Raw genomic sequence first — 14,753 nt, forward strand, 5'->3', positions numbered from 1 at the left:
CCCCAGCGCCCGGCCGGCCAGTGGCTCCCGGCAGCGCCCGGCCGGCCGTTGGCTCCCCTCAGCGGGCGGCCAGCTCCGCGACCGGGATCCGGCGGAAGGCGATGCTCTCGTACGGGCCGAAGTTCCCCGTCTCGAACAGCAGGCCCACCGTCTCGCCGTCCACCCGCACCAGGTCGGAGTAGGCGGCGGGCAGCCCCGACACCGTGTGCGCCACCCGCCAGGTGACGCCGTGGTCGTGGCTGGCGCGCACGGTCATCAGGGCCCGCGCGTCGGGCGCCGCGGGCCCCGAGAACAGCAGCACCTCCGGCTCGTCGCACCACAGCACGCTGCCCTCCACCACCGGCCCGGCGAGCCCGGCCTGCGGGCGGAACGGCAGCTCCAGCGTCTGCCCGCCGTCGGCCGAGCAGGCGTCGGCCCTGGTGCCGGGGGCGGTGGAGTCGGTGCGGGTGTTGAGGTAGAGCCGGCCGCCGGGCAGCTCGGTGGCGGTGGTCTCGTTCACGTTGACGTAGCCGTCGGGGTTGTCGTCGACGTACCCGATGCGCCAGGTCTGCCCGCCGTCGTCGCTCAGCAGCGCGTGGCCGCCGTTGTACTTGCCCTCGGTGCCGTTGTCCTGCCCGCTGGGCGGCAGCGAGTGGTTGGCGGGCACGACGACGCGCCCGGCGTGCTCGCCCTGCCGGAGCTGGACCGCGTGCCCGGGCGTGGTCGCGTACCACCGCCACTCGGGCTTCTTCACGCTCCCGGTGATCTCCCTGGGCGCCGACCACGTGGCCCCGTCGTCCTCGCTGACCTGTGCGAACACCCGCCGCCCTGCCGCCGCGGGGACCTGGCCGCGCCGGATCTTCTCCTCGGTGGCCGACGGGCCCTGCCGCACGAAGACGAGCAGGATCCGGCCGTCGTCGAGCACCACCGGCGCCGGGTTCCCCGCCGTGCCCCGCTGCGGCTCCGTCGCCACCACCTGGAGCCCGCCCCACGTCCGGCCGCCGTCGGACGACCGCTTGAGCACCAGGTCGATGTGCCCGGAGTCGGACGCCGACCCGCGCCGCCCCTCCGCGAACGCCAGCACCGTGCCGGCCCGCGTCACCACGGCCGCCGGGATCCGGAACGTGTGGTAGCCGTCCGTCGCCTGCCGGAACGGCACCGAAGTCGGGTAGTCATCCGCCATGCGGGCACGCTAGGGCGCGCGGGTTAACGGACTTCGACGCCGCCCCTACGTGCGGGCGAATGGCCGGGGGTGACCCGCGCCTCGGGGCCGGGTTCGCGGGGCGCCGATCGGCCGTGAAAGCATCTTCTCGATAGCCGAACGAGTCTTGTGGAGGCAGGGGTGGCTGACGAGTTCGATGTCATCGTCATCGGGGCGGGGCCGGCGGGCGAGAACGTCGTGGACCGCGCCGTGCGGGGCGGCCTGACCGCGGCCATCGTCGAGGAGCGGCTGGCCGGCGGCGAGTGCTCCTACTGGGCGTGCGTGCCGAGCAAGGCGCTGCTGCGGCCGATCGACCTGGCGGGCGAGGTGGCGCGGGTGCCCGGCCTGTCGCTCGGCCCGATCGATGTCGCCAAGGTGCTGGCCAGGCGCGACGAGGCCGTCTCCGGCTACGACGACGCCGGCCAGGTGCGCTGGGTCGAGGGCGTCCCGGCCGAGTTCGTCCGCGGCCGCGGCCGCCTCGACGGCCCCAAGCGCGTCCTCGTGACGGGGGAGAACGGCGCGGAGCGGGTGCTGACCGCCCGCCAGGCCGTCGTGCTGGCGACCGGCAGCACCGCCGCCATCCCGCCCACGCCCGGCCTGGCCGAGGCGGCCCCCTGGACCAGCCACGAGGTGACGGCGGCGACCGCGATCCCCGAGCGGCTGGTCGTGATCGGCGGCGGCGTGGTCGCCTGCGAGATGGCGCAGGCCATGCACGGGCTCGGCGCCCGGCAGACCACCGTGCTGGTGCGCGGCGGCGGGCTGCTCAACCGCATGGAGCCGTTCGCGGGCGAGCTGCTCGCCGAGTCGTTCGCCGAGGCGGGCATCGACGTGCGCACCCACACCGACGTCGTCCGGGTCGAGCGGCCGGAGCCCGGCGGGAAGGTCACCGTGCACCTGCCGGAGGGGCCGCCGCTGGAGGCCGACGAGCTGCTGGTGGCGACCGGCCGCCACCCCGCGACCCGCAACCTGGGGCTCGCCTCGGTGGGCCTGCCGGAGGACCGGCCGGTCGAGGTGGACGACAGCCTGCGCGCCACCGGGGTCGAGGGCGGCTGGCTGTACGCCGTCGGCGACGTCAACGGGCGGGTGCTGCTGACGCACATGGGCAAGTACCAGGCCAGGATCTGCGGCGACGTGATCGCGGCGCGGGCGCGGGGCGACGAGCTGCCCGCGATGCGCGACCTGGCGGGCGGCTACGGCGCACCCCAGGTCGTCTTCACCGACCCGCAGATCTGCGCGGTGGGCCGCACCGAGGAGGCGGCCCGCGCCGACGGCTTCCGCGTGCGCGTGGTCGACTACGACATGGGGGCGGTCACCGGGGCCTACCTGCTGGGCGACGGCTACCGCGGCAAGGCCAGGGCCATCGTCGACGAGGACAGGAAGGTGCTGCTCGGCGTCACCTTCGCCGGCCCCGGCGCGGCCGAGCTGCTGCACGCGGCGACGATCGCGGTGACGGCCGAGGTGCCGCTCGACCGGCTCTGGCACGCGGTGCCGTCGTTCCCGACGGTGAGCGAGATCTGGCTGCGCCTCCTGGAGACCTACGGCCTGTAGGAGGTCCGCCGAGACCTACGGCCTGGAGGAGGTCCGCCGAGACCTACAGCCTGGAGGAGGGGCGCCGGCCGGTCAGCCGCATTCCCGCCGCACGTCCAGGCGCGCGGTCATTTGCGGCGGGATCCGGGCGGGCGCGGCGGGCCCGCCGCGCTCCTCCGGCTCCAGCATCAGCTCCGCCACCGTCTCCTCGACGCTGTCGCGCACCTCCACGCGCGAGAGCAGGTCCGTCAGGCGCAGCACCGACAGCAGGTGGTCGGACGGCCGGACCACGAAGATCCGGCCGCTGCCCTCCTCGGCCATCCGCTGCATGGCCAGGCCCAGCACCCCGATGACCGACGAGTCGAAGAAGTCGAGGTCGGCCAGGTCGAACACGAGGGTCGGCCCGGGCGACCAGTCCCACACGTCGTTGATGCGGGCACTGAAGCGGACGCGCCCGTCGTGGTCGAGCACGCCGCTGGCGCGCAGGACCGTGCAAGGGAGATGCCGGGTCGTCTCGATTCGCAAACCGCTCGTGCCCACCTGAATCCCCTGCCCGCTCAGCGGCGTTATCACAGGTGATCGCTACTTTTCCCGGTCAATCGGGCACCGTCGTTCCCGGGATTACCAAGAGGACCGTTGACCAGCTTGCGCATGAGCTCGGAGAGCGTCTCGACGTCCTCGGGGGTGAGCGGGGCGGCCAGGCGGGCGAGGTTGGCGGCGTGCTCGGTGAGCGCGTCGTCGATCAGCCGCAGCCCCTCCTCGGTCAGCCGGACGCGGAAGCTGCGCCGGTCGGCCGGGTCGAGGCTGCGCTCGACCAGCCCGGCGGCCTCCAGCCGGTCGAGCCGGTTGGTCATGCCGGCGCGCGACATCATCAGCACGTCGGACAGCTCGGAGGGGATCAGCGTGTACGGCGGCCCGGCCCGGCGCAGCGCGGCCAGGACGTCGAACTCGCCCTGCCGCAGCCCGCGCTTGGTGAAGACCTGGTCGACCTGCGGCATCATCAGCCGCATGACCTGGGCCAGCCGGCCGAAGACGCCCATGGCCGACAGGTCGAGGTCGGGCCGCTCGCGGCGCCACTGATCGAGGATCCTGTCAACGGCGTCGCCCATGACCTCGCATCTTAGCCGTCGGCGGGGTCGCTCCCCTGATCCTGGTGCGCGGCACCCGACTCCAGGGTGGGCACGGAGTCGGGGCAGGGGGCGAGGATCACCAGCAGGGGCGAGCCGGCCGGGCTGTCCAGGTGCAGCTCGGTGATGTTGCCGTGCACGGTCTGCGCGGGCGCGCCCAGGTCACCGTCCCTGATGCTGATGATCCGCTCCACGGACGGCGCCGCCGCGTGCAGCATCTTCCTGGTGGCGTGCCGCAGCCAGCGCAGCTCGCTGTTGAGCCGCCGCCACGTCGCGGGGATCATGCTGACCGCCTCGGCCCGGGTGCCGAGCCGGAGCGTGATGCGCCCGCTCGACCCGAACCGGTCCTTCAGCACCGGGTTGACCACGAACATGCCGGAGCGCAGCACCCGCACGCCCTGCCGGTTGACGTTGGCCAGCCCGCCGGCGCTGATCAGCGAGTACACCTCGCAGCGCGAGCCGTCGAGCGTGTCGGGGTCGTAGTCCACCGGCGGCGGCTCCTCGAACACGACCTTGTCCAGCCGCACCCCGGCCACCCCGTCGGGGGCGACGCGCCCGGACACGGCCCGGCGCACCTCGTCGCAGACGCCGTCGCCCTCGGTGATGTCGAGCGCCTCGACGCAGATCAGGCCGTCGTCGGGGATCTCCTCCGGCGTCAGGTCGAACGCCACGCGGGCGTGCGCCCTCTTGCCGCGCAGCAGCACGCACTGGCGCAGCAGCCCCTGGGAGCGGATCTGGATCAGCCGGGGCAGCGTGGCCGGCTCGGTGTTGCCCTCGTACCAGCCGCTCACCGACCGCTCGTCGGCCGACAGCGACACCAGCACCCGCAGCGGCCGGCCCTGCGCCGAGACCTTGAACCCGGCCAGCCCGGAGGTCTCGAACCTGCCCACGATCTGGCTGCCGCGCCGCAGCCGGTCGGTGACCTGGAGCGGCGCGATCCGGCCGTTGGTCAGGTGCACGGGCGGGATGGCGGGAAGGATCACCTGGTCCAGGTCGGTGGCGGATCCTGAGCTGGTCATCGGATGCTCCTGGAGGGAAGGGGCCGCACCGGGGCGGCCGCTCATGGGACTCGGCGGGCGTCCCGCGGAAGGACGCGACGGGTGTTCTCGAAGGGGACGCCCCCCGGGAAGGCTCATCGGGCGTTCCCCAGGCAGGCGAGCGCGCCCTGGTCGTGGAAGTCGAAGCGGGTGAGCAGGGGCTCGCGCCGCTCCCACATCCGCCGCACCGCCCCCTGGAGGGGGTCGGCGCCCGGCTCCACGTGCCGCAGGTTCACGGCGAGCGTGCGGGCGTAGTCGCTGCCCTGCTCCCAGTGCGCCAGGAGCTGGGTGGGCACGTCGGCGCCGCAGCGGCGCAGCCACATCCACAGCCGGGCCCGCTCGCGCTGCTCGGGCCCGAGCAGGGACTCGCCCTTGGCGTGCCGGGCGACGGCCTCTTCGAGCAGCCGCCGGTGCTCCTCCGGCGAGCCCGGCACGTGCGCGGCCCCGCAGGCCCCGCCCGCCGACCAGCCGGCCTGGATGACGGGGATGCCGAAGGCGGGCAGGTCGCTGTCGCCGAACGCGACGGCGGCGTCCGCCATGCTCCACAACATGGTGGTGGACAGCGTGCCGCCCACGCACCGGATGCGGGGATGCCCATCGGCGGGCACGGGGTCGGTGAAGAGCCAGTTGGCGCGCTCGTCGGCGGCGGCGAGCGCGGCCGTCACGCCGAACAGTTCGGCGTCCCGGTCCGGCGCGTGGCCGAGCACCGCGATCGTGGGCCGGTCGGCGTCGAGGCCGAGCCGGGCGCAGCCCTGGTGGCGGAGCTGGCGGCGCTCGGTGTCCGTACGGACCTGGTAGCCGCTCCTCGCCCGCCAGGCGACCCGCTCGGCGCCGGGCCTGATCAGCGCCCTGTGCGGCCAGACGTGCCGCTCGAAGAAGGCGCCGATCCTGGCGGGCAGCTCGTCCTGGAGCGAGCACGGCCCCTGGTCGGGGAAGAGCGCGTACGCCTGCAGCGTCCCGGTGCCATGCACGTGCACGACGGGGATCTCGCGCGGCACGGCCGGCTCGGCCCTGCTGGTGACGAGCGCGACGGGCGGCGCCTCGGGCCGCGGCTCCTGGGCGGCGCCGAACGCGCGGGCCAGCGGCATCCACTCCGGCCTGGTCAGGACGGCCAGCCGGGCCTTCAGCAGCCCGCAGACGACCCTGGCGACGGTGAGCGTGCGCGCCACGACCCGCAGATCCTCGTCATACGCCTCCGCCACGACGCAGCCGGCACCGCCCGGACCGTTTCCCCAGCAGGCCCGGGCGGCGGCGAGCAGCCGATCGGCGTGCTCGCCGTCGCCGACGACGCGACGACGCATGAAGCCCCTCCACCAGTGAGAAAAATGCCCTGGTAGACGTTGCCAGACGGGTTTCCCGGGGCCGCGCGGGCGACACGCTTCTTTGCCTCAGCCTGGCGGAATCTCGAACAGTCCCACACGTCTCACGTGCCCCACGCTGCACGAACCCGTCGATGGCCGTGATTCCGGCGAAAAGCCCCGAACAATCCGGGGCAACGGGGCGTCCAAGTCTTTACACGGAGCAGGTCATGCCCGGGTTTAGGATGCACCATATTGCCAGGATGGGGAGGTTTTACCAGCATGGGTTCCCGTTTGTCGAGTGTCGCGCGCCTGACGGCGGCGGCGGCTGCGGCCGGTGTGGTGGCCGCGGCCATCGCGCTGCCCGCGGTCGGGGGTACAGGAGCGATGTTCGTCTCGGCATCGGAGGATCTCGGCATCAAGCCCGAGGACCTCAAGGAGCCCCCGCTCGCGGAGAAGACCACCGTCCTGGACGCCAAGGGCAACCCGATCGCGCAGTTCTACGAGGAGTACCGCGAGACGATCACCCTTGACCAGGTCGCCCCCATCATGAAGACGGCGATCATCTCGATCGAGGACTTCCGCTTCTACGAGCACGGCGCGATCGACATCGAGGGCACCATCCGGGCCCTGGCGAAGAACTTCACCTCCGGCGGCATCGCCCAAGGCGGCTCGTCCATCACGCAGCAGTACGTCAAGCAGGTGCTGCTCAACTCGGCGACCACCAAGGAGGAGCAGGCGGCGGCACTGGAGGCCAGCTACGCGCGCAAGCTCAGGGAGCTGCGGTACGCCATGGCGGTCGAGGAGAAGTACACCAAGGACCAGATCCTGGAGAAGTACCTCAACATCGCCTACTTCGGCGCCCACGCCAACGGCATCGAGGCCGCGGCCAAGCGCTTCTTCGGCGTGAAGGCGTCGGAGCTGAACCTCGTGCAGGCCGCGACGCTGGCCGGCGCCGTCCAGGACCCGAACGCCACCGACCCCAACCTGGGCAAGAAGCAGCGGGCGAAGCTGCTCTCCCGCCGCAACGTGGTGCTCGACCGGATGGCCGAGCTGAAGAAGATCACGCCGGAGGAGGCGGCCGAGGCCAAGAAGAAGCCGCTCGGCTACAAGGGCACTCCCCTGCCGGGCGGCTGCGAGGCCAGCCCGTACCCGTACTTCTGCATGTACGTCCGCAACGAGATCCTCAGCAACTCCGACTTCGGCAAGACGGCCAAGGCGCGCAGCCAGTACCTGAACCGGGGCGGGCTGACGATCCAGACCACGCTCGACCCGAAGATGCAGAAGGCCGCCGAGAAGGCGATCAAGAAGCACGTGTTCGCCTCCGACAACCCGGTCGCCTCCGAGGCGCTGGTGCAGCCGGGCACGGGCCAGATCAAGGCCATGGCCGCCAGCCGCAAGTACGGCAACAGCAAGCGCAAGAAGGAGATGTCGTACAACGTCGTGGCGGACGCCGTGCACGGCGGCGGCGTCGGCTTCCAGGCGGGCTCGACGTTCAAGACGTTCACGCTGCTCACGGCCCTCAAGGAGGGCATGAAGATCAACGACGGGTTCAGCGTCGGCAGCGGCTACCGCGCCCCGTACTACTCCACCTTCAAGAACTGCAAGGGCGAGCCCATCGGCGACCCGAGCCACACCGTCACCAACGACGAGGGCGGCGGCGGCTTCAAGTCGCTGCAGACCGGCACGTGGGGGTCGGTGAACACGTTCTTCATGAAGCTGGAGGAGCACGTCGGCCTGTGTGACACGATCAAGACGGCCAAGTCGCTGGGCATCAAGCGCTCCGACGGGCTGCCGCTGACCGAGTTCGAGACGTTCACGCTGGGCACCAACGAGATGGACCCGGTGACGGTGGCCAACGCGTACGCGGCCATCGGCGCGCGCGGCAAGTACTGCGCGCCCATGGCGATCACCAAGATCACCGACCGCAACGGCAAGGTGACGAACTTCAAGCCGAAGTGCAAGCAGGCGCTCGACCCGGAGGTGGCCGACGCGGCGGCGAACATCCTGTCCGGCGTGTTCACCAAGGGCACGATGCGGGGCGTGGGCGGCATCGGCCGGCCCGCGGCGGGCAAGACCGGCACCACCGACGCGCAGGCCACGGCCTGGTTCGCCGGGTTCACGCCCGACCTGGCGGGGGCGGTGAGCATCGGCGACCCGCGCGGCGCGCAGGACTACAAGCTGAACAACGTGACCATCGGCGGCCGGTACTACGCCTCGGTCTTCGGCGCCTCGATCCCCGGGCCGATCTGGAAGGACACCATGATCGCCGCCCTGAAGGGCACCCCGGCGACGGACTTCACCCCGATCAACAGCTCCCGCTTCGGCGGCTGCGGCACGGGGTGCCAGCCGGTGGAGCGCTCGTCGGAGCCGGAGGGCGACGACGACACGGACGGGCGGCTGGAGGACGCGGATGTCGCCGATTTCGGGTGATCTTGATTTCCATGGATCTCGGGTAGGAAGGTTTTCCTGATCGCCGGATAAGACAAATCGGGCGCAACAATATGCCGTGATCCACATCCGGCACAGAAACCTCTGACGGTTACCAGTGCCCCTAGCTGAGCAAATTCGGAGTGCGTCCGGACTGCCGGACGCACTCCGCGCAAAGACCCTATTAACAGCGGCGAAACATTGGTAACGTGGGAGCGCTCCCAGGATCTTTCCGCGAGGTGCTCCATGACCGAGCAGCCCACACTGGCACAGGTGGCGGCCGCTGCAGGGGTTTCCCCCGCGACCGCATCTCGAGTCCTCACAGGCTCGGTGCGGGTCAGTACCTCGACCCGCCGCCAAGTCTACGACGCCGTGTCCCGCATGGGATACGTCCGACAACGCGCTCCCCGGGGAACGGCCGCCAAGACCATGGCCGACGGGGTCACAGCAGTCGTCTGTGATCACTTACCCCGGCTCTTCTCCGAGCCCTACTACGCCAGGCTCCTGTCCGCAGCGGGCGCCGTGATAGCCGAGCACGGCACCCACCTCATGGTGACCACCGTCACCCCCACCTCCTCCACGCTGCCCGCCCTATCCGGCGCGGTGCTGATCGTGGGCGCACGAGAGCGTCACCCCCTGGCGATCAAGTTATCCACCTCGGGCGTCCCCGTCCGCAACATCGGACGCCCGCCCCACGACCTCAAGCTTCCGTTCGCCGACGTCGACAACCTCGACGGCGGCCGTCAAGCGGCCGAACATTTCCTCCTGACGGGCCGCCGTAATGTGGCCGCCATCGGCGGCCCGCCGTCCTTACCCGGCGCCCGCGACCGGCTGGAGGGCCTCGTCCGCACCCTCCAGGCGGCCGGAGCGCCCGACGTGCCCGTCGCGTACGGTGACTTCACCGCCGCCTCCGGCACCCACGCCATGCAATGGCTGTTACGCCACGCCCCCGGCCTGGACGCCGTCTTCGTCGCCTCCGACCTCATGGCGGCGGGCGCCATCCAGGCCCTGCGCAGAGCCGGACGCAAGGTGCCGGCGGACGTGGCGGTGATCGGGTTCGACGACGCCCCGGTCGCCCGGCACACCGTCCCGGCCCTGACCACCATCCGCCAGCCCGTCGAGGAGCTCGCCACGGTCGCCACCCGGCTGCTCCTGACGGGGGCCGCGGGGATCGACCCCGTACTCCCGACGGAACTGGTCATCCGTGAGTCGGCTTGAGCCTGGGGACATCCTGGCCCGCAGGTATCTGTTGCTGGACCCGCTGGCCCGCGGAGGCATGTCGGTCATCTGGCGTGCCTTCGACCAGTCACTGCACCGGATGATCGCGGTCAAGGTGCTCACGGCCTCGCTGCACACCGACCCGGAGGAACGGGTCAGCGTGCGCAGCGAGGCCCGCGCCGCCGCCAGGTTCATCCACCCCGACTCCATCGACATCTACGACTACGGCGAGACGGTCACCACGAGCGGCGGCGTCGCGGCGTACGTCGTGATGCCGCTGCTCGACGGCACGCCGCTGGCCGAGCGCATCGAGAAGGGGCCCCTGCCGTGGCCCGAGGCGTCGGCCATCGCGCTGCGGCTGGCCCGCGTGCTGATGGCCGGGCACGCCCGCGGCCTCGTGCACCGGGACGTCACGGCGGAGAACGTGCTGCTCACCGCCGACGGCCCCAAGCTGCTGGACTTCGGCATCGCGGCGTGGGCCGGCGACCCCGACGACGACCGCGGCACCCCTCCCTACGTCGCCCCCGAGCGGCTGCTCGGCGCGCCGACCCATCCGGCCGTCGACGTGTACGCCCTCGGCGTGCTGCTGCACACCATGCTCACCGGGCGCACGCCGTACCCGGGGACGACGTGGGAGGAGATCGAGGCGGCGCACCGGACCGCGCCGCCGCCGCGCGTGGCGGGCGTGCCGTACGCGCTGGCCTCGCTCTGCCAGCGCTGCCTGGCGCACGAGCCGGAGGACCGGCCGACGGCGGCGCAGATCGTCTCGGGGCTGACGAACGTGCTCGGCACCGCGTCGCTGGGCCGCCACGTGCGGCGCGGCCTCACGGTGGCGGGCTCGGCGGCCGTCGCGCTGTCGGCGCTGCTGTGGTTCCAGCAGGCACCGCCGCCGGAGCCGCCGCCCAGGCTCGTCCAGCCGGCCCCGTCATCAGTGTCACCGTCGATGCTGCCCTCACCGTCCCCGACGGCCAGGCTGATCGAGAGCTCACCGAACGCGGTGATCACGGTCGAGCAGGCCGCGGCCGGCTTCACGACCGTGCTCAGGGCACGCACCCCGTGCGGCGCGACCGACGACGACGTCGTGCTCGACCTCACGCAGGTGCTCCAGAACGCCGTGACGCCGCGGCATGGCCCGTCGGCGCAGTCGGCGGGCACCAGGGGGCTGCGGCAGAAGCTCTCCGACCGCCTCAGGGAGGGCCGGCTCAGCCCCGCCTGTCTGAGCGAGCTGGAAGCCCGGCTCGACGACCTGGACACCGCGCTGCGGCACGATTGATGAGGGGTACGGCAGCACCAGCCGTACCCCTCTGTCGCGCGGGACGGGCCCCTCGCAAAGCGTGCCCGCGCGAGTCCTCACGCGCAGGTGTATCCGCTGGGCACCTGCGTGTTCCCGTCCGGCCGGGTGGCCTGGTAGCCGAACGACGTGCCGGCGCCGGCCGCCAGGGCGGCGTTGTGGGCGAGGCCCTTGACCGTCACCGTGCCGCCGCTGACGGTGTAGGTGGCGTTCCAGATACCGGTGATCGTGTGCCCGGACGGCAGCGTGAACGTGACGGTCCAGCCGTTCATCGCGGACGTGCCGCGGTTGGTGACGGTGACCGGCTGGATGACGTACCCGTTGTTCCAGGTGTTCTGGGTGGTGGCCGTGACGGCGCAGCTCCCGCCGCCCCCGCCGCCGGCCTGGGTGGTCACGGTGACCGTGGCCGAGTCGGGCGAGACGTTGCCGGCGCCGTCCCTGGCCCTGATCCGGTAGCGGTAGGTGGTGGACGGGCTCAGGCCGGTGTCGGTGTAGGAGGTGGTGGTGCTGGAGCCGACCCGGGCGAAGGTGTCGCCGGTGGCGCGCATGATGTCGTAGCCGGCCACGCCGGTGCCGCCGGAGTCGGTGGAGGCGCCCCACGTCAGGGTGGTGCTGGTCGAGGTGGTGCCGGAGGCGGTGGGGCGCCGGGGGTGCTCGGCGCCGTGACGTCGGTGCCGCCGCCGCCCGAGCTGAAGGAGAACGCGTTGACGGCGAGCCCGGCGCCGCCGACCCACGGCTCGAAGCCGGCCTGCACGCTGGTCAGGTACCACGACCGCTGGGCGTAGCCGCGGCTGATCGCGTCGGCGTAGAAGGTGTTGATCGTGAAGTCGAGTGACGAGGCGGGCGAGGTGCGCACGTACGAGATCACGTTCCAGCCGATGTTGCCGAACCAGACCTGCCAGGTGCCGCCGGCCAGGTTGACGGTGCCGACCTGGGAGCCGACCGGCTGGATCGAGCCCTGCTTGTTGAGCCAGATCATGATCTCCGCGCCGGTGTTCTGGCCGTCGGTGCGCGGCGTGGGGTCGAACCAGATGTCGTAGGCGGCGTCCCAGGTGCCGCTGCTCGGGTAGCTCATGCTCACGCTGCTGCGCAGCGAGCCGAACGAGGAGGAGCTGGCCTGCATCGGCAGCCCGCTGCCGGTGCTGCAGTTGGCGTAGTGGCAGCCGGCGTAGATCGCCGGGTACGACGCGGGGGCGCCGTTGGTCGGCTTGTTGTGCGCCGCCTGGGTGATGGTGAAGCCGCCGTTCTGGTTGACGTCGATGCACTGGGCCGTGTCGGCGCCCCAGACGTTGTTGATGACGACGTAGCGGCCGTTCTGGACGGTGGTGGAGCCGTACTTCTCGCAGATCACCGGAGCGGCCTGCGCCGGGACGGCGAACAGGCCCAGGGCGAGCAGGGCCCCGATGATCAGGTGGATGTGCGCGTGCCTCATGGCGTGTTGCTCCCGCCTCTCTGACAGGGGAGTGTAGTGGGAGCGCTCCCAGCGTTCAGCCTCCTTGGGGGTCACGAACGCGGCAAGCACGTACGCATCCGCCGATCAAGAGCGGGCCTGGCCACCAGCGGAAACCATGACCAAGATCGGCTGAAAGTTTCACCCGACGTTGTCGGACCCGGGTAGAACGTGATTCAATGCGCCTGCCGGGCGGGCAGGTCATGGGCAGGTTCTCCTTTGTCGTCAGCTTTGTCGTCAGCACTGTCGTCAGCACAAGGGAATGCCCACATGAAGTTATTCAAGTCGGCGGCGATCACCGCCGTCCTGGTCCTGATCACCTCTGTTCTGATGGCGCCCACACAGGCACAGGCGCACGGGGTCTCGATGTTCCCCGGCAGCCGCACGTTCCTGTGCTGGCAGGACGGCCTGCGTGAGAACGGCCAGATCCAGCCCTACAACCCGGCATGTGCCGCCGCGGTCAACCAGAGCGGCGCCACCCCCCTGTACAACTGGTTCGCGGTGCTGCGCTCCGACGGCGCCGGCCGGACCTCCGGGTTCATCCCCGACGGGCAGATCTGCAGCGGCGGCACCGGCGGGCCCTACGACTTCACCGCCTACAACGCCGTCCGCTCCGACTGGCCGCTGACCCACCTCACCTCCGGCGCCAGCATCCAGATGCGGCACAGCAACTGGGCGCAGCACCCCGGCAAGTTCGACTACTACGTCACCAAGAACGGCTGGAACCCCAACGCGCCGCTCAAGTGGTCCGACCTGGAGCTGTTCGGCAGCGTCACCAACCCGCCCGCCAGCGGCGGCCCCGGCGGGCTCAACTACTACTACTGGAACGCCCAGCTCCCCTCCGGCAAGAGCGGCCGGCACATCATCTTCACGCACTGGATCCGCTCCGACAGCAGCGAGAACTTCTACAGCTGCTCCGACGTCACCTTCGACGGCGGCAACGGCCAGGTCACCGGCGTCGGCCCCGGCGGCAGCACGCCCGACCCCGGCCAGACCGGCACGCCCACGCCTCCTCCCCCGGGCGCCTGCACGGCCACGTGGAAGGCCACCAGCACCGGCTGGGCCGGCCACTTCCAGGGCGAGGTGACCGTCAAGAACACCGGCTCCAGCGCCATCAACGGCTGGACGGTCAAATGGACCTACGCCAACGGTGAGGGCTTCGACGGCTCGCCGTGGAACGGCGTGCTGACCGGGCAGCCGCCCAACGTGACCGTCAAGAACGCCACCTACAACGGCCAGCTCGCGGCGAACGCGTCCACCACGTTCGGGTTCAACGCGACCGGCTCCGTCCCGACCACCGCACCCACCCTGACCTGCACCAGCCCGTGATCAAAACCCGTCGCGGGCGCATCGCGGCGATCGTCACCCTGGCCGGCGTCGTGCTGGCCGGGGTGACGTTTCTCGTTGCGAGGCAGCCGTCATCCAAGCTCGACGAGGAGCTCGCCGCCCAGGTGACCCTGATCCTCGAGCAGGCGTCACCCGGCGAGCACCACGCCCACGGCCACAGCTTCGACTCCCGCGTCGTGTGCGCCGTGGAGCCTTTCGGCACCGAGCCCCCGGACGCGACCTCGCTGGTGCAGGTGCGCTGGGTCTACGCCCGCCACATGTGCGCGGTCACCGGCGAGAGCCCCGACTGGGCCGAGTCCGTCCGCGCCTCCGGGCCGATCGCCGTCAAGATCGACATCCCGCCCGAGGTCCGCGTGCCCAAGGCCGGGCCCGGCTATCCGGACCGGGTCAGGCAGCTCATCCCGGCCCGCTACCACAAGCTGGCGTTCGAGGACTTCCAGGACGACTCGGCGATCGAGGCGGCCCGCGAACGCTTCGCGCTGGTGTCCTCGACCGCGAAGTAGGCGCCCCATACGGAAGTAGGCGCCCCATACGAACCGGCCCGTGCACCGGCGCCGGCCCGCTCCTCCTCCCGTCCGCTCCCGCTCCGCGGGGCGGTCGGGCGGGCGGGTGGTCGGGTGGGTGGAAAAACGGGGCGCGACCGGGTGGGTGGGCGGGCAGAAAAACGGGACGCGACCGGGTGGGTGGGCGGGCAGAAAAACGGACGCGGCCGGGTGGAGGTTCCGGCCGCGTCCGTCCCATCCGGGCGGGGATGGTTCTTTGGGGCAGGGATCAGATGGGTTAGTGCCTCACCTCCTCATACGCACCTGTTGATCGGGCGGTTCAGTTGGAGCCGCCCCGCCGCTGTT

General features: G+C 71.6%; 13 protein-coding genes. 6 read left to right on the top strand and 7 right to left on the bottom strand.

Translation table 11 applies throughout. The features are described from left to right. Nucleotides 1–58 precede the first annotated feature (58 nt). A complete protein-coding gene (locus KIS93_RS30325; RefSeq protein WP_080044430.1) occupies nt 59–1,162 on the bottom strand; it encodes a sialidase family protein in 1,104 nt (367 codons plus the stop codon). A 159-nt stretch (nt 1,163–1,321) separates the two neighbouring features. Here KIS93_RS30325 and KIS93_RS30330 point away from each other — a divergent pair, with 159 nt between their 5' ends. Beyond that, nucleotides 1,322–2,728 carry a dihydrolipoyl dehydrogenase family protein gene (locus KIS93_RS30330; RefSeq protein WP_080044429.1) on the top strand — a complete coding sequence of 469 codons (1,407 nt, stop codon included), beginning with the start codon at nt 1,322–1,324 and terminating at the stop codon, nt 2,726–2,728. A gap of 72 nt (nt 2,729–2,800) precedes the next feature. On the opposite strand, the gene KIS93_RS30335 is transcribed toward KIS93_RS30330, so the two are convergent. The 4 genes from KIS93_RS30335 to KIS93_RS30350 form a co-directional block, all read right to left on the bottom strand. Beyond that, entirely contained in the window at nt 2,801–3,232 is a 432-nt protein-coding gene (locus KIS93_RS30335) for an STAS domain-containing protein (protein WP_186404516.1), read from the bottom strand. 44 nt (nt 3,233–3,276) lie between these two features. After that, on the bottom strand, nt 3,277–3,816 hold the full coding sequence (locus KIS93_RS30340) for a MarR family winged helix-turn-helix transcriptional regulator (RefSeq protein ID WP_080044427.1): 540 nt from the start codon (nt 3,814–3,816) through the stop codon (nt 3,277–3,279). A gap of 11 nt (nt 3,817–3,827) precedes the next feature. Further along, a complete protein-coding gene (locus KIS93_RS30345; protein WP_080044426.1) occupies nt 3,828–4,853 on the bottom strand; it encodes a hypothetical protein in 1,026 nt (341 codons plus the stop codon). Nucleotides 4,854–4,966: 113 nt separating this feature from the next. Continuing rightward, the gene (locus KIS93_RS30350; protein ID WP_080044425.1) at nt 4,967–6,172 is read right to left on the bottom strand and encodes a hypothetical protein; all 1,206 of its coding nucleotides are present in this window, start codon (nt 6,170–6,172) and stop codon (nt 4,967–4,969) included. A 279-nt stretch (nt 6,173–6,451) separates the two neighbouring features. On the opposite strand from KIS93_RS30350, the gene KIS93_RS30355 reads away from it, so the two are divergent. The 3 genes from KIS93_RS30355 (at nt 6,452) to KIS93_RS30365 (ending at nt 11,090) form a co-directional block, all read left to right on the top strand. Further along, a complete protein-coding gene (locus tag KIS93_RS30355) occupies nt 6,452–8,602 on the top strand; it encodes a transglycosylase domain-containing protein (RefSeq protein ID WP_080044424.1) in 2,151 nt (716 codons plus the stop codon). A 243-nt stretch (nt 8,603–8,845) separates the two neighbouring features. Next, nucleotides 8,846–9,817: a LacI family DNA-binding transcriptional regulator gene (locus KIS93_RS30360; RefSeq protein WP_080044423.1), complete on the top strand. Its 972-nt coding sequence runs from the start codon at nt 8,846–8,848 to the stop codon at nt 9,815–9,817. Further along, complete coding sequence (locus KIS93_RS30365) at nt 9,804–11,090, top strand: serine/threonine-protein kinase (RefSeq protein WP_155128892.1); 1,287 nt, start codon at nt 9,804–9,806, stop codon at nt 11,088–11,090. The genes KIS93_RS30360 and KIS93_RS30365 overlap by 14 nt, the downstream gene beginning before the upstream one ends. 77 nt (nt 11,091–11,167) lie before the next feature. Here KIS93_RS30365 and KIS93_RS65800 read toward each other — a convergent pair whose 3' ends face one another. Beyond that, nucleotides 11,168–11,713: a cellulose binding domain-containing protein gene (locus tag KIS93_RS65800; protein ID WP_246005423.1), complete on the bottom strand. Its 546-nt coding sequence runs from the start codon at nt 11,711–11,713 to the stop codon at nt 11,168–11,170. Further along, on the bottom strand, nt 11,710–12,540 hold the full coding sequence (locus KIS93_RS65805) for a GH12 family glycosyl hydrolase domain-containing protein (RefSeq protein WP_186404518.1): 831 nt from the start codon (nt 12,538–12,540) through the stop codon (nt 11,710–11,712). Before KIS93_RS65805 ends, KIS93_RS65800 begins: the two co-directional genes overlap by 4 nt. A 288-nt stretch (nt 12,541–12,828) precedes the next feature. Between KIS93_RS65805 and KIS93_RS30380 the strand changes: the two genes are divergently transcribed. Together KIS93_RS30380 and KIS93_RS30385 are read left to right on the top strand one after the other, a co-directional pair. Continuing rightward, nucleotides 12,829–13,887 carry a lytic polysaccharide monooxygenase gene (locus KIS93_RS30380; RefSeq protein WP_080044420.1) on the top strand — a complete coding sequence of 353 codons (1,059 nt, stop codon included), beginning with the start codon at nt 12,829–12,831 and terminating at the stop codon, nt 13,885–13,887. Further along, nucleotides 13,884–14,408 carry a hypothetical protein gene (locus tag KIS93_RS30385; protein ID WP_080044419.1) on the top strand — a complete coding sequence of 175 codons (525 nt, stop codon included), beginning with the start codon at nt 13,884–13,886 and terminating at the stop codon, nt 14,406–14,408. Before KIS93_RS30380 ends, KIS93_RS30385 begins: the two co-directional genes overlap by 4 nt. Nucleotides 14,409–14,753 lie beyond the last annotated feature (345 nt).

This window comes from [Actinomadura] parvosata subsp. kistnae (genome assembly GCF_900323885.1).
Classification (GTDB): domain Bacteria; phylum Actinomycetota; class Actinomycetes; order Streptosporangiales; family Streptosporangiaceae; genus Nonomuraea; species Nonomuraea composti.

Bases quoted from the DNA above. Each gene is read 5' to 3' on its own strand.
- KIS93_RS30325 (WP_080044430.1), bottom strand. From the start codon at position 1,162: ATGGCGGATGACTACCCGACTTCGGTGCCGTTCCGGCAGGCGACGGAC.
- KIS93_RS30340 (WP_080044427.1), bottom strand. From the start codon at position 3,816: ATGGGCGACGCCGTTGACAGGATCCTCGATCAGTGGCGCCGCGAGCGG.
- KIS93_RS30345 (WP_080044426.1), bottom strand. From the start codon at position 4,853: ATGACCAGCTCAGGATCCGCCACCGACCTGGACCAGGTGATCCTTCCC.
- KIS93_RS30350 (WP_080044425.1), bottom strand. From the start codon at position 6,172: ATGCGTCGTCGCGTCGTCGGCGACGGCGAGCACGCCGATCGGCTGCTC.
- KIS93_RS30355 (WP_080044424.1), top strand. From the start codon at position 6,452: ATGGGTTCCCGTTTGTCGAGTGTCGCGCGCCTGACGGCGGCGGCGGCT.
- KIS93_RS30360 (WP_080044423.1), top strand. From the start codon at position 8,846: ATGACCGAGCAGCCCACACTGGCACAGGTGGCGGCCGCTGCAGGGGTT.
- KIS93_RS65805 (WP_186404518.1), bottom strand. From the start codon at position 12,540: ATGAGGCACGCGCACATCCACCTGATCATCGGGGCCCTGCTCGCCCTG.
- KIS93_RS30380 (WP_080044420.1), top strand. From the start codon at position 12,829: ATGAAGTTATTCAAGTCGGCGGCGATCACCGCCGTCCTGGTCCTGATC.